Raw genomic sequence first — 22,114 nt, 5'->3', positions numbered from 1 at the left:
TCCTTCGGACCCCCGAGGGGAGAAGAGGTTCGCAGCGGCGCCTCATTCCCCTTCTCCCCTGGGGGAGAAGGTGGCCCGAAGGGTCGGATGAGGGGGCTGCACGGCACGAACGATAGACTGAATTACGAACCCAAGGAGAACCAAAATGAGCACCGGATTTTTCGGCGATATCCAGAAAGTCAAATACGAGGGCCCTGACAGCACCAATCCGCTGGCCTTCCGCCATTACCAGCCGGACGAGATCGTCATGGGCAAGCGCATGGAAGACCATCTGCGCTTTGCAGTGGCCTATTGGCACACCTTCACCTGGCCGGGTGGCGATCCCTTCGGCGGGCAGACCTTCCTGCGTCCCTGGTTCGAGGACACGATGAAGGCCGCCAAGCTCAAGGCCGACGTCGCCTTCGAATTCTTCTCGCTGCTCGGCTCGCCCTACTATTGCTTCCATGACGCCGACGTGCGTCCGGAAGGCAAGACTTTTGCCGAGAACACTAAAAACCTCAACGAGATCGTCGATTATTTCGCCGAGAAGCAGGCCGCAACCGGCACCAAGCTGCTTTGGGGCACGGCGAACCTCTTCTCCCACCGCCGCTATATGTCGGGCGCTGCGACCAATCCGGATCCCGATGTCTTTGCTTTCGCAGCCGCGACGGTAAAGACCTGCATCGATGCCACGCAGAAGCTCGGCGGCGAAAACTACGTGCTCTGGGGCGGCCGCGAAGGTTACGAGACGCTGCTCAACACCGATATCGGCCGCGAGCTCGACCAGCTCGGCCGCTTCCTCAACCTCGTCGTCGAATACAAGCACAAGATCGGCTACAAGGGCACGATCCTGATCGAGCCGAAGCCGCAGGAGCCGACCAAGCACCAGTATGACTATGACGTTGCGACCGTCTATGGCTTCCTCAAGAAGCACGGCCTTGAAAACGAGGTGAAGCTCAATATCGAGCAGGGCCACGCGATCCTTGCCGGCCACTCCTTCGAGCACGAGCTGGCGCTTGCCAATGCGCTCGGCATCTTCGGCTCGATCGACATGAACCGCAACGACTACCAGTCCGGCTGGGATACCGACCAGTTCCCGAACAATGTTCCCGAAATGGCGCTCGCTTATTACCATGTTCTGGCTGGCGGCGGCTTCAAGACCGGCGGCACCAACTTCGACTCGAAGCTGCGCCGTCAGTCTCTCGACCCGGCGGATCTGCTGATCGGCCATATCGGCGGCATGGATTGCTGCGCCCGCGGCCTGAAGGCCGCTGCCAAGATGATCGAGGACAAGGCTCTGTCGCAGCCGCTCGCCGATCGGTATGCCGGCTGGGAATCCGCCGAGGCGCAGAAGCTCTTCCGCGGCGAGTATTCGCTGGATGAGATCACCCACTATGTCGAGAGCCACGACGTGAACCCGCAGCCGAGATCCGGCAAGCAGGAACTGCTGGAGAACGTCGTCAACCGTTACGTTTGATAAAGCGCGCCGGCGGCCATTGGTCGCCGGCGCATTTGCCGGCTAGAGCATGATGCCGAAAAGTGTGCGCGGTTTTCGGACGACATCATGCTCTACTTCTTTGATTTAGATCAGGATTCAGATTTTAGGCCGATCGGGCTTAAAATCATCCTGATCTAAATGCGCCTTAAGCGCTCAGTGATACGGGTTCAACGTTTCGACCAGCTGCGCGACGGCGCCGAGACGGAGTTTCGAACCACCAGATCCGGCCGCAGCAGGATTTCCGTTTCGGTTGGCCGGCCATCGGACAGAAGTTCCAGCAGCAGCGCCATCGCCTGCTTGCCGATCGCCGTTCTCGGCTGGCGGATCGTGGTCAGCGGTGGGGATATGAAGACGGCCTGCGGCACGTCGTCGAAACCGGTCACCGAGAAATCCCGCGGAATATCATAACCTCGTGCGCCGAGCCCGACCATGACGCCGATCGCCGTCTGGTCGTTGACGCACATGAAGGCGGTTGGAAGCGTGTCGCGCATGAAAAGCTGTTCGACCGCATGCCGCCCGCTTTCGATCGTGCCGTCACCTTCCAGCACGATCCTGGTGTCGGGCGGGATGCCTGCGGCATCGAGACCGGCATCGTAACCCATGCGGCGTCTCGTATAGGCAAGCCGGGTGCGTGAATCGCCGATGAAGGCGATCTTGCGATGCCCTTCAGCCAGCAGCAGGTCCACCGCTTTCCGAGCGCCTTCGGTATCGTCGACGCCGACATAGGGAATGCCGCCGTTGAAGACGGGCTCGAAAACGCCGACGCTCGGCGGCAGCCGCGCGGTCATCGTCTGATGCCCGAAGGGCAGGATGCCGGTGAAGAGGATCAATCCAGCCGCCTGGTTGGAATTGAAGAATTTCAGATATTCCAGGCCGCGCTGGGCATCGTTCTGGGTGTGGCCAATCAGGATGCCGTAGCCGTGCGCGCGCGCTTCGTTCTCCAGCCCGACGAGAATATTGGAGAAATTGGGATCGCCAATATCGGGCGCCACGACAAGGATCATATTGGAGCGGCCGAGCCTCAGGCTGCGCGCCATGGCATTGGTGGTATAGCCGGTGATGGCGATCGCCTGGTTGACCTTGAGGCGGGTGGAGTTGGCGACCTTCTCCGGCATGTGGATTGCCCGGGAAACCGTCGCGATAGAGACCTCGGCGATCCGGGCGACGTCTTCGATGGTTGCGGGCGTGGAATTCGACACTGAGCTCTGCCTTGGGCTGTCTTCGCCGCGACACTACACAGACTTGTCGAGAGGTCAAAGGCAGGCTTCAACTGATCTGTGTAAATCAACGATGTAAACCTTTACACGATGTATGTAAAGGTTTACATAAGGCTTCTGAGTGGACGGAGAGCCGCTTTGGGGAGGACCAGATGACCGTGGAGACCGCCGACACCGCACCCGTGGTGCTGTCCGCCAGGCGCATATGCAAATCCTTCAGTGGAGTGCAGGTCCTTTTCAGCGTGAACTTCGATCTCCGCGCCGGCGAAATCCATGCGCTGATGGGTGAAAACGGCGCCGGCAAATCCACGCTTGTCAAGGTATTGTCGGGTTTCGAGCAGCCCAGTTCCGGCGAAATCCTGCTTGATGGCAAGCCCGTCGTCCTGCCGCCCAACGGCGACGCCGAGGCGCTCGGCATCGTCATCATTCACCAGGAATTCAACCTCGCAGAACATCTGACCGTGACGGAGAGCCTCTTCCTCGGGCGCGAAGTCACGCATTTCGGCATGCTCGACCGTAAATATATGCGGTCGGAGACACGCAAGGTTCTCGACGTGCTCGGTTCGCATGTCGATGAGAATGCGCTGATCAGCACGCTTTCCATCGCCGACAAGCAGATGGTCGAAATCGCCAAGGCGATCAGCCGCGATGCGCGGGTGGTGTTCATGGACGAGCCGACCGCGGTGCTGTCGCGGGAAGAGACCAATATGCTGTTCAAACAGGTTCGCAAGCTTCGCGACCAGGGGACCAGCTTCGTCTTCGTGTCCCACAAGCTCGACGAGGTGATGGAGTTGACCGATCGTGTCACGGTGCTGCGCGACGGCCAGTGGATCAAGACTTCGCCGACGTCGGTTCTGGACGGGGAATCGATCGCTCAGCTGATGGTAGGCCGCGAACTCTCCAGCCTCTATCCCGCCAAGGTCGAGCCTGATGTCGACGAGGAGGTCGTCCTCAGGGTCGCTTCGGTATCAACGGGTTATGTGAAGGATGCGAGCTTCGAGGTGCGCAAGGGCGAGATCATCGGGTTTTCCGGCATGATCGGCTCCGGCCGCACCGAACTGATGGAAGCGATCGCCGGGTTGCGGACCCGTCTCGAGGGCGAGGTGGTCATCAAGGGGGAAACTGTTCCCTCCGGCGACGTCCATGCCGCCAATCGCTGCGGGCTCGCCTACATGACCAAGGACCGCAAGTCGAAAGGCCTGCTGCTGCGCTCCGGCATGGTGACCAATCTGACACTGCAATCGCTCGGAAGGCACGCTCGTCACGGCTATCTCAGCCCGGGCAGCGAGGCGGCCGCGATGGCAAAGGCCAAGCGCCGCTTCGATATCAGGGTTCGTGACGGCAATATCGTCGCCGGCCGGATGTCGGGGGGGAACCAGCAGAAGCTGCTGCTCGCCAAGGTCATGGAGACCGAACCTCAGATCATCATCATCGACGAGCCGACGCGCGGCATCGATGTCGGCACCAAGCAGCAGATCTATCATTTCATCTCGGCCCTCGCCCGGGACGGCCGGTCGATCATCGTCGTGTCCTCGGAGATGCCGGAGGTCATCGGCCTCTGCACCAGAGTGGCGGTGATGCGCGAAGGGCGTATCGTCGGCGTGCTCGAGGGAGACGAGATTTCCGAGCAGGAGATCATGCGTTACGCCGCCGGGCTCAAGAGGAAGGCGGCCGCCTGAAGGCTGAAGCAGGGCTTTGCCGATCAGGACGACAGATAAAATGCCCAGAAAATATGGGACGGGAGGTTGATTTTGGAAATGAGTGTCAACGAGGAGACCAGGGAAATCCGGCGCCGATCCTGGCGGGATGTCGACCTGCGTGCGGTCGCTCCCTTCGTCGCCCTGGCGCTGCTGCTGATCGTCGGAGCCTTGGTCAATCCCAATTTCATCGGCATCACCAACCTTGCCAATGTCGCGACGCGCAGCGCTTTCATCGCCATCATCGCGGTCGGTGCGACCTTCGTGATATCAGCAGGCGATCTCGACTTGTCTGTCGGCTCGATGGTGGCCTTCGTCGCCAGCCTGATGATCCTGCTGATGAATTCGGGCGCCATCGAAAACCCGGCTTTGATGCTGACGGTCGCCGCCGTCTTCACGATCGTCGCCGGCGCGCTTTGCGGCCTGGCGAACGGCCTGATCACGACGGTCGGCAGGATCGAGCCCTTCATTGCGACGCTCGGCACGATGGGCATCTATCGCGGCCTGACGACCTGGCTGTCGCAGGGCGGTGCGATCACGCTTCGCTCAGCCGATATCCAGACGCTCTATCGCCCTGCTTATTTCGGCAATGTCGCCGGCATACCCGTGCCGATCGTGGTGATCCTGGCAGTGACGGCGGTTGCGGCCTTCATCCTCTATCGCACCCGCTACGGGCGCCACGTTGTTGCGGTTGGATCAAACAGCGATGTCGCCCGCTATTCCGGTATCGCGGTCAACCGTGTGCGGACGATCGCCTTCGTCATCCAGGGATTGTGCGTCGCCATTGCCGTGCTGCTCTATGTTCCCCGTCTCGGCTCGACGTCGGCGACGACGGGCATCCTATGGGAGTTGCAGGCGATCACGGCCGTCGTCGTCGGCGGCACGGCCCTCAAAGGCGGCGCGGGCAGGGTCTGGGGCACGATCTGCGGCGCCTTCATTCTCGAACTGGTCGGCAACATCATGCTGCTTTCGAATTTCATCAGCGAGTATCTGATCGGCGCCATCCAGGGTGCGATCATCATCATCGCCATGTTCGTCCAGCGCTCGCTGGTGCGCAAATCATGACTTGATCGGGCTTACAGGGCGTCCGGTCCCGTATGGAAAAGTCCCTGAAATTATTGGGAGGAAATAGCATGCGTAAATTGATGTTGGGCCTGACGGTTGCGGCGGTGACGTTCGCCGGCGCCGCTCACGCCCAGGACAAGAAATTCACGATCGGCGTGTCCATTCCGGCCGCCGACCACGGTTGGACATCGGGCGTGGTGTTCCATGCCGAACGCGTCGCCAAGCTGCTGATGGCCGAACATCCCGGTCTCAACGTCATCGTCAAGACCTCGCCGGACGCCGCAAGCCAGGCCAATGCCGTGCAGGATCTCGATACGCAGGGCATCGACGCCCTCGTCATCCTGCCGTCGGATCCGGATCCGCTCGTCAACGCCATCAAGGAAGTCAAGGGCAAGGGCAAGTTCGTCGCCCTCGTCGACCGTGCGCCGAGCAACAACGACAATTCCGTGCGCGATCTCTATGTCGCCGGCAACAACCCGGCTCTCGGCGAAGTCGCCGGCAAGTACATCAAGGACACCACTCCGGACGCCGAAGTGGTCATCATCCGCGGTCTGCCGATCCCGATCGACCAGCAGCGCCAGGACGGCTTCGACAAGGGCATTGCCGGCTCGAACGTCAAGGTTCTCGACCGCCAGTACGGCAACTGGAACCGCGACGATGCCTTCAAGGTCATGCAGGACTACCTGACCAAGTATCAGAAGATCGACGTCGTATGGTGCCAGGACGACGACATGGCCGTCGGCGTTCTGCAGGCGATCGAGCAGGCCAAGCGCACCGACATCAAGTATGTCGTCGCCGGCGCCGGCTCCAAGGACATGGTCAAGAAGGTCATGGACGGCGATAAGCTGATCCCGGTCGACGTCCTCTATCCGCCGGCAATGGTCGGCACAGCGATGGAACTGACGGCGGCGGCACTTTATGATCAGGTTCCGGTTCACGGCAGCTACATCCTCGACGCGACGCTCGTCACCAAGGACAATGCCAAGGACTTCTACTTCCCGGATTCTCCGTTCTGATCCATCGACTGGAGACATGCGCCCATTCGTAAGGATGGGCGCATTTTTTATGCTTCCAATAGAGCGGGTGGCCGAAAATGCTGCACGTACCTCTTGCCCGCCAAAGCCCATCATGATTAGCTCGCCGCCATATCGCATCTGGCTTCGCGCCAAATCACGAGCCAAGGGCGAGGAGGCGCCTTGCTCCCGCCAAATTGCGTGCTACAACACTTCAGAAACGTTTACGGCCGATATTCAGGGAGGAATCTGACATGAAGACGATCAAGGGCCCCGGCCTTTTCCTTGGCCAGTTCGCGGGCGATACTGCTCCTTTCAACTCGTGGGACGCGATCACCAAATGGGCGGCCGACATCGGTTACAAGGGCGTCCAGGTGCCGACCTGGGCCAGCCAGCTGATCGATCTGAAGAAGGCTGCCACGTCCAAGGATTATTGCGACGAATTCGCCGGCAAGGCGCGTGAAAACGGCATCGAGATCACCGAACTCTCCACTCATCTGCAAGGACAGCTCGTCGCCGTTCACCCGGCCTATGACGAAGCCTTCGACGGGTTTGCTGCACCGGAGGTGCGCGGCAATCCGAAGGCGCGTCAGGAATGGGCGGTCGAGCAGGTCAAGATGGCACTGACGGCATCCAAAAACCTCGGTCTCAAGGCGCATGCGACCTTTTCCGGCGCGCTTGCCTGGCCCTTCATCTATCCCTGGCCGCAGCGTCCTGCCGGTCTGGTCGAGACTGCCTTCGACGAACTCGCCCGCCGCTGGACGCCGATCCTCAACCATGCGGACGAGAACGGTATCGACGTCTGCTACGAGATCCATCCGGGCGAGGACCTGCATGACGGCATCACCTTCGAGATGTTCCTGGAGCGGGTGAAGAACCATCCGCGCGCCAACATGCTCTACGATCCCTCGCACTACGTCCTGCAGTGCCTCGATTATCTCGACAACATCGACATCTACAAAGACCGCATCAAGATGTTCCACGTCAAGGATGCTGAGTTCAATCCGACCGGGCGCCAGGGCGTCTACGGTGGCTATCAGGGCTGGGTCGAACGCGCCGGCCGGTTCCGTTCGCTTGGCGACGGCCAGGTCGATTTCGGCGCGGTGTTCTCGAAGATGACGGCGAATAATTTCGATGGCTGGGCCGTGGTCGAATGGGAATGCGCGCTGAAGCATCCGGAGGACGGCGCCCGCGAAGGCGCCGAATTCGTTGCCGCCCATATCATCCGCGTGACCGAGAAAGCCTTCGACGATTTCGCCGGCAGCGGCACGGACCAGGCGGCGAACCGGCGGATGCTGGGGCTCTAGGTTTCTATTCCCTTCTCCCCAGCGGGGAGAAGATGCCCGTCAGGGCAGATGAGGGGGATGAGGAGCGATAGCGACGAATGCCTTGAGCGACAAGCGAAAGGCATATCTACCGCGAAGCCCCCTCATCCGACCCTTCGGGCCACCGACCGGGGTTGAGCCACGGGGCTCAACCCGTCCTTTGAACCCCCCAGGGGAGAAGGGAAGAAAAATTGAGGAGGAATCAATGGCAATCGAAGCATCATCCGAACAGACACGCGAGCCGCGCATCCGGCTCGGCATGGTGGGCGGCGGCGCGGGCGCGTTCATCGGCGCGGTGCACCGTATCGCGGCCCGCATCGACGATCAGTACGATCTCATCGCCGGCGCGCTGTCGGCTTCGCCCGAAAAGGCGATCGCATCCGGCCGCGACCTCGGCCTCGATCCGTCGCGGACCTATTCCAGCTATCGCGAGATGGCGATCCGCGAGGCGAAGCTGAAGAATGGCATCGAGGCGGTGGCGATCGTCACGCCGAACCATGTTCACTACGATGCAGCCAAGGAATTCCTGAAGCGCGGCATTCATGTCATCTGCGACAAGCCGCTGACATCCAACCTTGCCGATGCGAAGAAGCTGAAGAAGATCGCCGACGAGAGTGGGGCACTCTTCGTGCTGACGCATAATTACACCGGCTATCCGATGGTCCGCCAGGCGCGGGAGATGATCGCGAATGGTGAACTCGGCGACATCCGCGTCGTCCAGGCCGAATATCCGCAAGACTGGCTGACGGAAGCGGTCGAGCAAACCGGCCAGAAACAGGCTGCCTGGCGCACCGATCCGGCGCAGTCCGGCGTCGGCGGCTCGACCGGCGATATCGGCACCCATGCCTATAATCTCGCCGCCTTCATCACTGGCCTGGAGCTCGACAGCCTCGCCGCCGATCTCGATAGCTTCGTTCCCGGCCGCCGGCTGGACGATAATGCGCATGTCATGCTGCGCTTCAAGGCGAAGGGTTCGGAGAAGCCGGCCAAGGGCATGCTCTGGTGCAGCCAGGTTGCGCCCGGCCATGAAAACGGCCTGATGGTGCGTGTCTACGGCACCAAGGGCGGGCTGGAATGGACCCAGAAGGACCCGAACTACTTGTGGTACACGCCTTTCGGCGAGCCGAAGCGGCTGATCACCCGCGGCGGCGCCGGTTCAGGCGCGGCTGCCGGCCGTGTCACGCGCGTGCCATCAGGGCATCCGGAAGGTTATCTCGAAGCCTTTGCAACGATCTATACGGAAGCCGCGCATGCGATAAACGCCCGCAAGAAGGGCAAGGCCGTCGACAAGGCGGTGGTCTATCCCACAGTCGATGACGGCGTGAAGGGTGTGGCCTTCGTGGAAGCCTGCGTCGCGTCTTCGAAGAGGAACGGCGCCTGGATCAAAGTCTGAATTTAACGATCTCGGTTGCCCCATGAAAAACGCCGAGGCGATCTACTGCATAATTCCTTAAATCGGAATCGATTTAAGGACAAAATTATGCAGTAATTCTAAGCGCTACAGCGCCTTTGCGCGTCTGAAAAGACGCGCGGCGCTGTAGAGTCGCCTCGGCGTTTTGTTTTATTTTGATCAGACCGCAGCAGTGCGGCCACGCTTCAGCAGGTTGTCGACGCTCAACGGTCCGGCACCTGCCGCCACCAGATAAAGAAACACGAAGCAGAACAGGATCGCCGCGACGCCGCCGTTCTGGGCGGGGTAGATGCCCTTCGATGCATGTGCGATGAAATAGGCGACGGCCATCAGGCCGGAGAGCACGAAGGCGGCGATACGGGTCTGGAATCCGACAAGCACCAGGAACCCGAAGGTGAGTTCGAGCAGGCCGGCAATCCAGGGCAGCGAGCCTGCGGGCGGCACGCTTGCCGCAGCCGGAAAATGCAGGATCTTCTGTGTTCCATAGCTGAAAAGTACAAGTGACGAGACAATGCGCAACAGGCTCAGCAGATGAGGCTGCAGCGAATGGACCGAAGAGAGCATTGGATCCCTTTCATATTTGTGATGCCATTTCCCGTGTAAGGATCGCGGTCTCAACGGCCAAATCACGACTGCTGACATTGCCGTTATGAGGGCGGCAGCGCGGCGAGGGAGCGGCGCTGCAGCTGTTCTGTTTTTCCTCCTGCAACGTTGCAGTTTTTCTTCCGGCCAGCCTGTACTTTGCCTTCAGGCTTGGCTAAATCCGGCGCAAACGGCTCAACCTGAGAGATAGGATTTCCAGATGATCGATCCGAAGAAACTCGCGGAGCGCTTTCCCGGCGACTTCATTTTCGGCGTTGCCACCGCTGCCTTCCAGATCGAAGGCGCCAGCAAAGCTGATGGCCGCAAGCCATCCATCTGGGATGCTTTCTGCAATATGCCTGGCCGCGTCCATAATCGCGATAACGGCGATGTTGCCTGCGATCACTACAATCGCCTGGAACAGGACCTCGATCTCATCAAGGAGATGGGTGTCGAAGCCTACCGGTTCTCGATTGCCTGGCCGCGCATTATCCCGGACGGCACGGGTCCGGTGAACGAGGCCGGCCTCGATTTCTACGACCGGCTGGTCGACGGCTGCAAGGCGCGCGGTATCAAGACCTTCGCGACGCTCTACCACTGGGATCTGCCTCTGTTGCTCGCCGGCGAGGGCGGGTGGACCGCGCGCTCGACCGCCTATGCGTTTCAGCGCTATGCCAAGACGGTGATGAACCGCCTTGGCGATCGCCTCGACCGGGTCGCGACCTTCAACGAACCCTGGTGCATCGTCTGGCTCAGCCACCTCTACGGCATCCATGCTCCGGGCGAGCGCAACATGCAGGCTGCCCTTCACGCCATGCATTACATGAACCTTGCCCACGGCCTCGGCGTCGAGGCGATCCGCTCGGAAGCGCCCAATGTGCCGGTCGGCCTCGTGCTCAATGCCGCCTCGATCATTCCCGGCTCCGACAGCCCGGCCGACCTTGCCGCGGGCGAGCGGGCGCATCAGTTCCACAACGGCGCTTTCTTCGATCCCGTCTTCAAGGGTGAATATCCGAAGGAATTCGTCGCGGCGCTCGGCGACCGCATGCCTGTCATCGAGGATGGCGACCTGAAGCTCATCAGCCAGAAACTCGATTGGTGGGGCCTGAACTATTATAAGCCCGAACGCGTCACCGACGATGCCGAACGCAAAGGCGATTTCCCCTGGACGGTGGAGGCGCCGCCGGCAAGCGACGTCAAGACCGATATCGGCTGGGAAATCTATGCGCCGGGCCTGAAGCTCTCGATCGAGGATCTCTACCGCCGCTACGAACTGCCGGAATGCTACATCACCGAGAACGGCGCCTGCGACAACACCGATGTCATCGACGGCGAGGTCGACGATACGATGCGCCTCGACTATGTCGGAGATCACCTCGAAATCGTTGCCGGCCTCATCAAGGACGGCTATCCCCTACGCGGCTATTTCGCCTGGAGCCTGATGGATAATTTCGAATGGGCGGAAGGCTACCGCATGCGCTTCGGCCTGGTCCATGTCGATTATGAAACCCAGCTGCGCACGGTGAAGAAGAGCGGCAAGTGGTATCGCCAACTCGCGGCGCAATTCCCGAAGGGCAATCACAAGGCGGTTTAGCGCAGTTGCCTCGCGGGCACTTGAGAGAGGCACCTGTCTGACGCTTATCGCGAGCATCTGGGGGCGCGGACTTCCGGCCGGCATGGCAAGCTGACGTTGCTTGCCAGCATTTTCGCGACGACCGGAGGCAGGCAGAAAAATAGATCGCGAGAGGCCTGCAACAGGCGGTTGCTTAAACGTTTTTGAACCCTTGACTGGCAAAGTCCAACGGTCAGGGAGTCGTAATGCAGACAGCCGGAAAGTCGCAGAGCAAGGGATCGGGAATAGGCCGTCACATCACCGTCACCGGCGTGCTTTTCTCCTTCGCAGTCATCGTCGCCGTCGTCACCATCATGGTGCTGACGGCGCTGGAACGCGTGGCCGAAAATTCCAATGTTCTCGATGACGAGCGCTCGCGCGAAACGACGGTCGGTGCATTGAAGACCTTCGAGGATCAGCTCGGCGCGACGCTCGACGATTACGCCGCCTGGGATGACGCTGCCGTCAACGTCTACGCGGCCGACGGTATGGCCTGGACGGTGAGCAACTACGGCGAGATGTCGGTCAACAGCTCGCTGTTCGACATGGCGATCGTCATCGATGGCGAGAAGAAGGCGATCATGGCCTATCGCGACGGCAAACCGATGGAGGAGCCGCTCACAGATTTCTTCGCGCCTTCGCTCTGGACCCTCTTCGACACGGTAAAGGCGGCCGGCCCGGCCGATCGTCCTCAGGCGATCGGTTTCGTCACCACCAAGCGGGGCATTGCCGCCGTCGGTGTGGCATTGGTGCGGAAAAAGTCCGGTGCGCTGGATGTGCCCGCCGGCCAGCAGCGCTATCTCGTTTTCGCCCGCCATCTCGATGACGACAGGGTGACCGCTCTCGGCCAGACCTATGTCATCGGCGGGCTGAGGCTGGCGCCGCCGAGTTTTGCGGCCGACTATCTTGTGCCGATCGTCGATCCGACGGGGGCAACGCTCGGCAAGCTGGTTTGGATCTCGCGTTCACCCGGCGATATCGGCTATGCACAGGTGCGGCCGATGGTCATCCAGGCGCTCGGCCTCGTCGGGTTGTTCTTCGTCGTGCTGCTGGTCATCGGCTGGCTTGCCGGCCGCCGCCTGAAGGCGGAGGAAAACAGCGCTCGCGAGGAGGCGCTGCGCGACAGGCTGAGCGGGCTTTCCAATCGTGATGGCCTCGGGCTGGCCGTCGATCGTTTTGTCGTCGAGGCACGCCAGACCAAGCGCAACGTGCTCCTCCTCTATCTCGACCTCGATGGCTTCAAGGAAGTCAATGACAGCTATGGCCATGGCACCGGCGACCAGTTGATCCGTGCGGTCGCGGCCGGGCTCGCTGTGCTCATTCCGCAGGGTGCCGTTCTCGCCCGCATCGGCGGCGATGAATTTGCCATCGCCTTTCTCTCCGACAGTGAGAATGCCGCCGCACTACAGCTTGCCGAGCAGATTCTCGATTTTCTTGTCGAGCCGCTGGAGATCGGTCGCCGTGTCGTTGTCGTCGGGGCAAGCATCGGCATTGCCATGTCGCCTTCCGGGACGATCGGGCGTGAGGAGCTGGTGCGCCGTTCCGACCTTGCCATGTACAAGGCGAAGGAAGCCGGCCGCGCGCGCATGACCCTCTACGATCCGTCGATGGACACCGATCGAGAGCAGCGCAACGCGCTGGAGCTCGATCTCCGGATCGCCATCGAAAGCGGCGACCTGACGCTGGCCTACCAGCCGCTGATCGATGCGGCGACGCATGCGATGACCGGCGTCGAAGCACTGGTGCGCTGGAACCGTCCGGGCCATGGCCCTGTTTCGCCCGAGCTGTTCATCCCGATCGCCGAGACCAGCGGCCTCATCGAATCGCTCGGTCTGTTCGTACTGCGCAAGGCCTGTGAGACGGCCAAACAATGGCCGGAACTCAACGTCTCGGTTAACGTCTCGCCCGGCCAGTTCCGCAATCCTGCCTTTACCGACTATGTGCGCTACGTACTGAAACAGACGGAGATCGAGGCCGGCCGCATCACGCTTGAGATCACCGAAGGCTACATGATTCAGAATCCGCAGCGCACCCGCCAGTCGATCGAACGGCTGAAGGGGCTGGGGGTCAAGGTGGCGCTCGACGATTTCGGTTCCGGCTTCTCGTCGATCGGTTATCTCAGGCAGTTCGGCTTCGACCGCATCAAGATCGACCGCTCGCTGGTCATGGGCGTCAACGACAAACGCCAGCGCGAGATGCTGCAGGCGACGGTGGCGCTCGCCCGCTCGCTCGACATTCCGGTGACGGCCGAAGGCATCGAGACCGAGGAGCAGGCGATAGCCATGCGCCTCTTCGGCTGCGACTGCCTGCAGGGCTATTTGTTCGGCAAGCCCGTGATATCAGAGCTTATCACCGAGATGCTGCACGAGCGACGTGAAGCGGAGCCGGCAGCCCGGCGTCGCATCGACGCAGCCTGATCTTCAGAAAGCAAAGTTGATCCACACAGAAATCTGGCTCAGCTACCGATATGTCGTTGGCCGCGCCTTCTTGCGAGCGCGATCTGGTGCTGACGCTGACGGTAACGCAGCCGGTCTTCTTCCGTGCGGGTGTGGTAGCAGTGGCTGCAGGAAACGCCTTCCTCGTAGAGCGGCGAGATCATTTCCTCGGCGGTGATCGGGTTGCGGCAAGCGTGGCAGAGCCGGTGTTCGCCTTGCTTCAGCCCGTGCTCGACGGATACACGCTCGTCGAAGACGAAGCAGGCGCCATCCCAGAGACTCTCCTCCTGCGGCACTTCCTCCAGATATTTCAGGATGCCGCCCTTCAGATGATAGACCTCGTCGAAGCCCTCAGCCTTCATGAAGGCGGTGGCCTTCTCGCAGCGTATGCCGCCGGTGCAGTACATGGCGACCTTCGGCTTATTGTGCAGACCGGGATTTGCGCGCACCCAATCGGGAAATTCGCGGAACGTCTTGGTCTTTGGGTCGAGCGCGCCGCGAAAAGTGCCGATTGCTGTCTCGTAGTCATTGCGGGTGTCGATGACGATCGTATCGGGATCGGAAATCAGCGCGTTCCAGTCCTTGGCCGCCACATAGGTGCCGACCACCTTGTTGGGGTCGATATCTTCGACGCCCATGGTGACGATTTCCTTCTTCAGCTTCACCTTCATGCGCAGGAAGGGCATTTTCGAGGCGTGGCTTTCCTTGTGCTCGAGGCCCGAAAATTCCGGCTGGGCGCGCAGGAAGGCAAGCACGGCGTGAATGCCGGCATCCGGGCCCGCGATCGTGCCGTTGATGCCTTCATGCGCCAGAAGCAGCGTTCCCTTGACGCCGTTCTCCTCGCAAAGCGTCTGCAACGGCGCCTGCAGGTCGGCAAAGCGCGGCACAGAAACGAAATGATAGAGTGCGGCCACGAGGAACGGGCTGGTGTGTGTCGGGCTGTCGGTCATGGGGCGGAAATACAGAAAATCGGCGGGCCGCGCAATTGCCTTCGCCGGCGGCGGCCTTCTCTCAGTTTCCGGCCATCAGCCAGAGAAGCTCGATGCGCTGGGCTTCCTCGTCGGCATCATCGGCGAAGACGGCTTCGGCTTTGATCAGCGCTTGCCGCCGGTCCTCCTGCTGGCGGAAGATGATGATGTCGAGCAGATGCGCCAGGTCGTCATTGCGGGTGAAGAGCTGTGGTTCGGCCTCGACCAGTTCGGAGAGTACGGTCAGATCGTGAATGTGGCCGAGATCCTCGACGAGTTCCTTGGCCGCATCGCGCTTGGCCTTCATCGCGCCCGGCCAGACGTCGCGCAGAAGGGCATGGTAGAGCCGATAGTCGTAGGTGCGTTTGCGCAGATCGTGGAAATCGTCGGCCGATGCCCCGCCGTGGCAGGCCGCAAGCGCCGCCTTGGCCTTCCGTGCGGTGCGGCGCCAGCTTTTTGCCAGCATGCGGGCATTCTTGCGGTGTCCGCCATCAAAGGAGACGGCGTCCAAGGCGGCGATCGCCTGCTTCAGAACGCCGGAGGTTTCCGCCAGCCGCTGTTCCAGGCCGCTTTCGGCTTCCGCCATCCAGTCACGGCGCCCTTCGAGAATGGTGACGATGCGGCCGAGCGCCTCGCTCTCCTCGTTCTCGCGGGCTGCATGCTGCAGATATTGGGCGGTGCCGATAAGGGCGGCAGCGTCGCGGATCGCCGAAAGCGAGCGTGCGGCATCGCGCAGCCTTGCGTTTTCGCGGCGCTGGAAATCCGGCACGTCGCGGGCCACGAGACGGTAGAGCGAGCGTAGTCGTTTCAGATTCTTGCGGAATGAATGGATCGCCTCATGCGCGCCATCCGGGCGTTCATCGAGGATGGTGACGGCGTGTTCCAGCTGCTTGGTCGCGACGCTACGGAACGCCTCGGTGAAATCGGCGTCAGGCCGAATGCGATAGGCCATGCCTGTCGTGCCCGTATTCTGTGGCAAGGGCCTGGTTAGAGTAACGGAAATCTCCGGTCACTTCGCGTCCGAGCCAGGTGGGCAGGGCGGGATCATCGGTTTCCGACGTCATTTCCACCTCGGCGATCACCAGTCCCCGATGCTCGCCGGTAAACACGTCGACTTCCCAAACGAAGTCCTCATGCGGAACGCGGTAGCGCGTTTTCTCGATGACGACGCCGATCGCGTTGCGCAACAGCTCTTCGGCATCGGCGATCGGGATGTCGTATTCGAATTCGTCACGGGTGATGGTGCTGCGGCCGATCTTGATCGTCAGTCTCGCCTTCCTGCCGTCGAGTATGCGCACTCGCACGGAACGGTCGTCCATCGAGGCGATGTAACCCTGCCGGAGGACGGACTTCGTCTCGACAGCGGCACGCCATCCATCGCTGCGTACAAGGAACTTCCGCTCGATCTCTTTCGCCATACCAGTGAACCTTTTGTGACGATTGCGGCACGGTAGCCCAATTTCCACCCATTTCATACCCTTCTCGGCATGTGGTCCGGTTTTATCTCGACAAGGTTCCGCGAGGGCGTTATTCGGGGTCCGAATTCAATCGTTTTAAGGAGGTCGCGCGACCATGGGCGAGAAAACAGAGAAGCTCCTTTCCATCCTGAAACTCCAGCCTGTCGTTCCGGTCTTGATCGTCGACGATGCGAAATCGGCGGTTCTGCTGGCCCGGGCGCTCGTCGCGGGCGGCCTGAAGGCGATCGAGATCACCATGCGCACGCCGGCGGCACTCGAGGCCGTGCGTGCCGTCGCCGCCGAGGTCGAAGGAGCCGAAGTCGGCGCCGGCACGATCCTCAATGTCGCCCATTGGGAAGCCGCCGTCGAGGCTGGGTCGAAGTTCATCGTCAGCCCGGGCACGACGCAGGAACTGCTCGATGCCGCCGCCGATTCCGACGTGCCGCTGCTTCCGGGGGCCGCGACCGCCAGTGAAGTCATGGCGTTGCGCGAGGAAGGCTACCAGGTGCTGAAATTCTTCCCGGCGGAGCAGGCCGGCGGCGCCGCTTATCTCAAGGCGCTGTCCTCGCCGCTTGCTGGCACCTTGTTCTGCCCGACCGGCGGCATCTCGCTGAAGAACGCCAATGATTATCTCTCGCTGCCGAACGTCATCTGCGTCGGCGGTTCGTGGGTGGCGCCGAAGGAACTGGTCGCGGCCGGCGACTGGGCTGGCATCACCAGGCTCGCGGCAGAGGCTGCCGCATTGAAGGCCTGAGTTTCGGCAGGGGCGGGTGAGCCTGACGGCTCAATCCCGCTCCCCATATTTGTATTTCAGCCGTCGCAAACCTATGTTCCCTCCAGCTTCAACAGGGAGATGACGAGGAATGTTCGACGCAAAAAAGCTTCTCGACCAGTTCTTGGGTTCGCAGGTGCCAGGTCTCGGCGGTTCGGTCCGCGACAGGGCGGGCGATGCCGTGCAGACGGCCAGGAATAATCCGATGAAGACCGGCGCGATTGCCGCCGCGCTGCTCGGCACCAAGACCGGTCGTGGTATTGCCGGTAATGCACTGGCGATCGGCGGTCTTGCCGCGATTGCCGGCCTCGGCTACCAGGCCTACAAGAATTATCAGGCCGGGCAGGCGCCCGCTGCCCCTTCCGATGCACCGTCCGCCAATAATCCGGTGCTCCTGCCGCCGCCCGTCGAATCCGGTTTCGGACCAGCGTCGCCCGCCGGCAGCAATGAATTCGTGCTGGTGCTGATCCGCGCGATGATCGCCGCCGCCAAGGCCGACGGCCACATCGACGATGCCGAACGCGCCCTCATCATGGATAAGGTCAAGGCCGCCGATGTCAGCGGCGAGGCCGCGGCCTTCATCGAGCATGAACTCGCTTCGCCGACGGATATCGATGCGTTCGTTGCCGCCGCGACGACGGAAGAACAACGCGTCGAGCTTTACACCGCCTCGCGGCTCACCATCGACCCGGATTCGCGCGCCGAGCGCGGTTATCTCGATCTGCTTGCCGGCCGCCTCGGCCTTGCCGACCAGCTGGTCGACCATATCGAGGCGACGGTGTCCTCCGCCAAGGTGACCTTGTCACAGTGACATCTAAAGCATGTCGCGCAAAAGTGTGCAGCGGTTTTGCGACAACGACATGCGTGGAAATAAGGGCCTAAAGCGCGATGCGCTTTAGGCCGGTTGCCTTTGTCGGGCGGCTGGCCTATCCACTCTTCCGAAAAGGGGAGTGACCATGCGCGATCTTGCAAATTTCAAGGGCTGCCCGGCGCCGAAGCCGGTCACGCTGAAGGGCCGTTTCGTTACCGTAGAGCCCTATCGGCGCGCCGAACATCTCGAGGCGCTGTGGGACGGGCTCGGCGGCATGGGCATCAATCCCCTGCTTCTCTATTTCGCCCAGGACGATTTCTCCGGTATCGACGATTTCGCCAACTGGCTGGAAACCGTCTACACCAAGTCCGGCTGGCTTACCCACATCTTTCGCGACAACGCCACCGGCAAGATTGTCGGCATGGCGAATTACATGCGCGCCGACCCGGCAAACGGCGTCGTCGAGATCGGCGGGGTGGCGCACGGGGCCGAGATGAAGCGGTCGCCGCTGTCGACCGAGGTGCACTACCTGATGGCCAAGCATGTCTTCGAGGATCTCGGCTACCGCCGCTACGAATGGAAATGCGACAATAACAACGAGGCAAGCAAGACGACGGCTGCGCGTTACGGCTTCAGCTTCGAAGGGGTCTTCCGCCAGCACATGATCTCCAAGCATCGCAACCGCGATACCGCCTGGTTCTCGATGATCGATGCCGAATGGCCGATGATCAACGATGCCTTCGAAGCCTGGCTTTCGCCGGAGAATTTCGACGCCGAGGGCAACCAGATCCGCCGCCTGCAGGACATCCGCACCGATCTTGAAAAGGAAAGACTCGCGTGAGCCCGGAAAGCCGCTCGCAGGCGACCGCCGCCGGCATCATCCTGCTTAGCGCCGCCCTCGTCATCTATTTCCTGCCGACCATCGTGCTGTGGATCGGCAATTTCTCGCCGACGCTGGCGATTGTCGTCGGCGTCTGCCTGATCATGGCGTTTTTCGCAGTCTTCTGGCTGCGGGCGCGCTACCAGCGCCGCCGGGGAAAATAATTTTATCCCTGCAGCGAGGCCCCGAGCAGCAGGGCGCCCATCAGCATGACGAGCACGGCGCCGAGGATTTCGATGGCGTTGCCGACCCAGATCGAGGTGGTCGAGCCGCGTCCGGAGAGGCGGACGGCCGCGCTCTTGGCAGTAACGGCAAGTGTGGCAAGCAGGGAAACGGTGATCGCCGTGCCGAGCGACATGGCGGCGACCGAAAGCACGCCGCCGAGATAGAGCCCGTTCAGCAGTGAGAAGGTCATGACCAGCAATGCGCCGGAACAGGGGCGCAGACCGACGGCTACGATCGCCGACCAGGCCTCGCTGGCGCTGAACCTGTCGCCGCCGAGCAAGGCCGGATCGGGCACATGGGCATTGCCGCAGGTCTCGCAGACCATGCCGGGAACGAAGGTATGGCCGGCTTCGACAGGCTGCGCCTTGCCGTTGAAGGCATAGGCTTGGCGTTCGGCCGCATTGTCCTTCCAGTCGAGCATCATGCTGACCGGACCGGCAGGCGTCGCCATCAGCCGGCGGCGCGGCATGTTGCCCACCAGCGAGCGCAGTTTGCGGAACAGCAGCCAGCCGCCGAAAAGGATGACCATGACGAAGCTTGCGACCTCCATTGCGTGGGTCGCCGCCGTCAGCGTAATGCCGGTGCCGCGCAGCACCAGCCAGGCGCCGCCGACCAGCGCCACCGCCACCACGCCCTGAACGAAGGCAGAAATGAAGGAAATCACCACGCCGCGCTTCAGCTCGACCTCGTTGGCGATCATGTAGGAGGAGATGACCGCCTTGCCGTGTCCGGGGCCGGCGGCATGGAAGACGCCATAGGCGAAGGAGAGGCCGATCAGCGAAGCCAGCTGCCAGGGGTCTTGGCGCATCGCCTTCAAGGCGCCGGTCAGCGCCCGATAGAAAGCCTGCTGCTCGTAATTGACGTAGAGAAATAGCGGCGCAAACGGCCCGCCGGTCGGCTGGAAGCTTGGTTCCGCCGTGCCGATGCCGAGCGGCGATTGCGCATGGGCGAGGCTTGCCGCCGTCACCAGCGCGAGGACGGCGGCGGAAAAGATGAGGGGAAGGCGTTTCGTCAGCATGTGACCTCCAGCCGGGTGGCGAAGAGTTTGGACATGTTGGTGCCGGTGGGATCGTTGAAGAAGGCGTCCGTCAGCGACTGTTTGTTTTGCGAGATCACCTCGTCGGCATCCGGCCGCACCACCTGATGTTTGCAGGCCTTGAAGCCGTCTCCGACGATCGCCAGCTCGTTGTCGGTGGGAAAATCGATCGAGGTGTAGAGCGTCGGGTCGTAGACGCCGAAGGTGAGCCTGCCCTTCAGCGGCATCTTCTCCACCGGCTTCACCGCGAAGAACATCAGCAGCTGGCCATCCTTGTAGTCGACATGGATGATGTCGGGCTTCTGGACGGTGATGTTCTTCCCGTTGATCGTCAGGTTCATGTAGTAGTCGTAGTCAGCAAGAGACTTCTTGACCGTGTTGCCGACGTCGGTCAGCTCGTTCGGTTCCAGCTTCAGGTCGGTGTTCTTGTCGAAATCCATGACCACGGAGGAGGAAAAGACCTCGTCGAAGCGCCAGACATTGCGCAGTTCCTCGACACTGCCGTCCTTGCCGGCCACGACTTCGAGGCGGGCCTCGATGAAGATGTGCGGATGGGCAAAGGCGGCGGCCGGCGCCAGCGAAAGAAGCGCGGCCATCAGTATCGTTGAATGTTTCATCTATCCCGCTGCCCTGTTCGCTGCCCCAGACTTCTTGCCAGAAATTGGGACGGAATTGGGACCGGACTCCGTATCGGATTCGTGGGGCCACACGTTGAAGCGGGGCGGAATGTCGCATCGCTGCGCAGGTGCGCCGCCCTACGGATGCTTCTTGAACCAGTTGTGCAGGTAATCGACGAAGATCCTTACCTTGGCCGGCAGGTAGCGCCGGTGCGGGTAGACGGCATAGATGCCGCGGTCGGTCGGGGTGTAATCGTTGAACAGGGTCACCAGTTCGCCGCTCTCGATCGGCTTGCGGGCGATGAAATCCGGGATGAAGGCTACGCCGATGCCGGCAAGTGCCGCGCGTAATGTCGCATGCGGGCTGTTGACCTCTATCGGTCCGGAAACGGCGACGGCAAACGAGGTGTTGTCGGGATTGTGGAAGCGGATGCTCGCCTGGGTGCGCGCATTGGTATCGACGATGAAGGGGACGCTGGAAAGGGCCGTTGGGTGATCGAGATCGGGATAACGCTCGAGAAATTCAGGGGTGGCGCAGATATGGATGCGGAAATCCGAGATCTTGCGGGCGATCATGCCGGAATCTTCGAGCTTGGTGATGCGGATCGCCACGTCGAAACCTTCTTCGATCAGGTCGACGAACCGGTCGTCGGCGGCGATCTCCAGCGAAAGGTCCGGGTTCTCCTTGGCGAAATCGATCAGCGACTGGCCGACATCGGCATCGACGAAGGTGCGCGGCACGGAAATGCGAAGCCGTCCTTTGAGCTGTGCATTGTTCTCACGCACGAGATCGGCGAGGTTGTCGATCTCCTTCAGGATATCGGAGGCGGTGCGGTAATAGGTGTGGCCGGCTTCGGTCATGGAGAACTGCCGGGTGGTGCGGTTGAGCAGCAGCGCGCCGAGCTCATCCTCCAGTTCACGCACATATTTAGAGAGCAGCGCCTTTGAGCGGCCGGTGCGCCGTGCCGCGGCGGAGAAGCCTTCGGCCTCGACGACATCGATGAAGGCGCGTATGCGGGTCAAGGTATCCATGGCACCCCTCAGCTGTTTCGGAATATTGAACAAATTGCTTCCTATTGTTCAATTATTTTTTTGGCCCGAGATCAAAAAATCGCTTGATTATGAAGGCGAATATTCTTATTTCCCACTCAGCCCAAAGTCGCACGTGCCCATGGGTGTCCGCCGAACCCTCGAATTGGTGAGGAAATCGGTAAGGTACCTGGAATTAACCCCTCCAGTCGCTATTCCGGCCAACCGGAAAATGCGAGGACGCCTGAAGCAACGACGGTGCGGGCCTTTTTGTTCTCTCCCTGCTTTCCATCAGCGGGGGTTACTGAAGAGGCACACCATCATTGCCGGAAGTGCGGTTGGGATTCTCCCTCCAATCCATGGCAGACAAAGCCGAACTTACACCGCACCGCGGCGTTGGTTCACGATCTGCGCATCGAGCGCTTGCTATGGTTCCGGGGTCTCCACCGGCTGGTTCCAATGCGAGCTATCGTATGCCCTTTGTC

Annotated in this window: 20 protein-coding genes; 12 read left to right on the top strand and 8 right to left on the bottom strand. The window is 61.3% G+C overall.

Annotation, left to right across the window (positions count from 1 at the left end; all coding sequences use genetic code 11):
- Positions 1-145: 145 nt before the first annotated feature.
- Positions 146-1,456, top strand: coding sequence for a xylose isomerase (xylA, locus tag AC2444_RS18735; protein ID WP_003552938.1), 1,311 nt, complete (start codon positions 146-148; stop codon positions 1,454-1,456).
- 188 nt (positions 1,457-1,644) lie between these two features.
- On the opposite strand, the gene AC2444_RS18730 is transcribed toward xylA, so the two are convergent.
- Entirely contained in the window at positions 1,645-2,676 is a 1,032-nt protein-coding gene (locus AC2444_RS18730; protein WP_012759032.1) for a LacI family DNA-binding transcriptional regulator, read from the bottom strand.
- 170 nt (positions 2,677-2,846) lie between these two features.
- On the opposite strand from AC2444_RS18730, the gene AC2444_RS18725 reads away from it, so the two are divergent.
- The 5 genes from AC2444_RS18725 (at position 2,847) to AC2444_RS18705 (ending at position 9,187) form a co-directional block, all read left to right on the top strand.
- Positions 2,847-4,373: a sugar ABC transporter ATP-binding protein gene (locus AC2444_RS18725; protein WP_012759031.1), complete on the top strand. Its 1,527-nt coding sequence runs from the start codon at positions 2,847-2,849 to the stop codon at positions 4,371-4,373.
- Positions 4,374-4,451: 78 nt separating this feature from the next.
- A complete protein-coding gene (locus tag AC2444_RS18720) occupies positions 4,452-5,456 on the top strand; it encodes an ABC transporter permease (RefSeq protein WP_003552935.1) in 1,005 nt (334 codons plus the stop codon).
- Between the two features lie 68 nt (positions 5,457-5,524).
- Complete coding sequence (locus AC2444_RS18715) at positions 5,525-6,472, top strand: substrate-binding domain-containing protein (protein ID WP_012759030.1); 948 nt, start codon at positions 5,525-5,527, stop codon at positions 6,470-6,472.
- Positions 6,473-6,723: 251 nt separating this feature from the next.
- Positions 6,724-7,776: a sugar phosphate isomerase/epimerase family protein gene (locus tag AC2444_RS18710; RefSeq protein WP_012759029.1), complete on the top strand. Its 1,053-nt coding sequence runs from the start codon at positions 6,724-6,726 to the stop codon at positions 7,774-7,776.
- Between the two features lie 223 nt (positions 7,777-7,999).
- Positions 8,000-9,187 carry a Gfo/Idh/MocA family protein gene (locus tag AC2444_RS18705; RefSeq protein ID WP_012759028.1) on the top strand — a complete coding sequence of 396 codons (1,188 nt, stop codon included), beginning with the start codon at positions 8,000-8,002 and terminating at the stop codon, positions 9,185-9,187.
- A 177-nt stretch (positions 9,188-9,364) separates the two neighbouring features.
- Here AC2444_RS18705 and AC2444_RS18700 read toward each other — a convergent pair whose 3' ends face one another.
- Positions 9,365-9,769, bottom strand: a complete 405-nt coding sequence (locus tag AC2444_RS18700; RefSeq protein ID WP_012759027.1) for a DoxX family protein — start codon at positions 9,767-9,769, stop codon at positions 9,365-9,367.
- Between the two features lie 238 nt (positions 9,770-10,007).
- On the opposite strand from AC2444_RS18700, the gene AC2444_RS18695 reads away from it, so the two are divergent.
- Positions 10,008-11,381: a GH1 family beta-glucosidase gene (locus AC2444_RS18695; protein ID WP_012759026.1), complete on the top strand. Its 1,374-nt coding sequence runs from the start codon at positions 10,008-10,010 to the stop codon at positions 11,379-11,381.
- Between the two features lie 224 nt (positions 11,382-11,605).
- Complete coding sequence (locus tag AC2444_RS18690) at positions 11,606-13,816, top strand: putative bifunctional diguanylate cyclase/phosphodiesterase (RefSeq protein WP_012759025.1); 2,211 nt, start codon at positions 11,606-11,608, stop codon at positions 13,814-13,816.
- 38 nt (positions 13,817-13,854) lie between these two features.
- Here AC2444_RS18690 and trhO read toward each other — a convergent pair whose 3' ends face one another.
- The 3 genes from trhO to AC2444_RS18675 all read right to left on the bottom strand — a co-directional run bounded on the left by trhO (position 13,855) and on the right by AC2444_RS18675 (position 16,220).
- Complete coding sequence (gene trhO, locus AC2444_RS18685; RefSeq protein ID WP_012759024.1) at positions 13,855-14,784, bottom strand: oxygen-dependent tRNA uridine(34) hydroxylase TrhO; 930 nt, start codon at positions 14,782-14,784, stop codon at positions 13,855-13,857.
- 61 nt (positions 14,785-14,845) lie between these two features.
- On the bottom strand, positions 14,846-15,754 hold the full coding sequence (locus AC2444_RS18680) for a CHAD domain-containing protein (RefSeq protein ID WP_012759023.1): 909 nt from the start codon (positions 15,752-15,754) through the stop codon (positions 14,846-14,848).
- A complete protein-coding gene (locus AC2444_RS18675) occupies positions 15,732-16,220 on the bottom strand; it encodes a CYTH domain-containing protein (protein WP_012759022.1) in 489 nt (162 codons plus the stop codon). Before AC2444_RS18675 ends, AC2444_RS18680 begins: the two co-directional genes overlap by 23 nt.
- A gap of 154 nt (positions 16,221-16,374) precedes the next feature.
- On the opposite strand from AC2444_RS18675, the gene AC2444_RS18670 reads away from it, so the two are divergent.
- The 4 genes from AC2444_RS18670 to AC2444_RS18655 all read left to right on the top strand — a co-directional run bounded on the left by AC2444_RS18670 (position 16,375) and on the right by AC2444_RS18655 (position 18,886).
- The gene (locus tag AC2444_RS18670; RefSeq protein ID WP_012759021.1) at positions 16,375-17,013 is read left to right on the top strand and encodes a 2-dehydro-3-deoxy-phosphogluconate aldolase; all 639 of its coding nucleotides are present in this window, start codon (positions 16,375-16,377) and stop codon (positions 17,011-17,013) included.
- A 109-nt stretch (positions 17,014-17,122) separates the two neighbouring features.
- A complete protein-coding gene (locus AC2444_RS18665; RefSeq protein WP_012759020.1) occupies positions 17,123-17,842 on the top strand; it encodes a tellurite resistance TerB family protein in 720 nt (239 codons plus the stop codon).
- A gap of 145 nt (positions 17,843-17,987) precedes the next feature.
- Positions 17,988-18,683, top strand: coding sequence for a GNAT family N-acetyltransferase (locus tag AC2444_RS18660; RefSeq protein ID WP_012759019.1), 696 nt, complete (start codon positions 17,988-17,990; stop codon positions 18,681-18,683).
- Positions 18,680-18,886, top strand: a complete 207-nt coding sequence (locus tag AC2444_RS18655) for a hypothetical protein (RefSeq protein WP_012759018.1) — start codon at positions 18,680-18,682, stop codon at positions 18,884-18,886. The genes AC2444_RS18660 and AC2444_RS18655 overlap by 4 nt, the downstream gene beginning before the upstream one ends.
- 2 nt (positions 18,887-18,888) lie before the next feature.
- On the opposite strand, the gene AC2444_RS18650 is transcribed toward AC2444_RS18655, so the two are convergent.
- The 3 genes from AC2444_RS18650 to AC2444_RS18640 form a co-directional block, all read right to left on the bottom strand.
- Positions 18,889-19,965, bottom strand: a complete 1,077-nt coding sequence (locus tag AC2444_RS18650) for a nickel/cobalt transporter (protein ID WP_012759017.1) — start codon at positions 19,963-19,965, stop codon at positions 18,889-18,891.
- On the bottom strand, positions 19,959-20,600 hold the full coding sequence (locus tag AC2444_RS18645) for a DUF1007 family protein (protein ID WP_012759016.1): 642 nt from the start codon (positions 20,598-20,600) through the stop codon (positions 19,959-19,961). Before AC2444_RS18645 ends, AC2444_RS18650 begins: the two co-directional genes overlap by 7 nt.
- A 138-nt stretch (positions 20,601-20,738) precedes the next feature.
- Positions 20,739-21,632 (bottom strand): LysR family transcriptional regulator, encoded by an 894-nt coding sequence (locus AC2444_RS18640; RefSeq protein ID WP_003542994.1) that lies wholly within the window; start codon positions 21,630-21,632, stop codon positions 20,739-20,741.
- Positions 21,633-22,114: the final 482 nt, after the last annotated feature.

It is taken from the genome of Rhizobium sp. WSM1328, from assembly GCF_057653715.1.
Note: the sequence above shows the minus strand (reverse complement) of the source record. Positions and strands in the feature narration are given on the sequence as shown.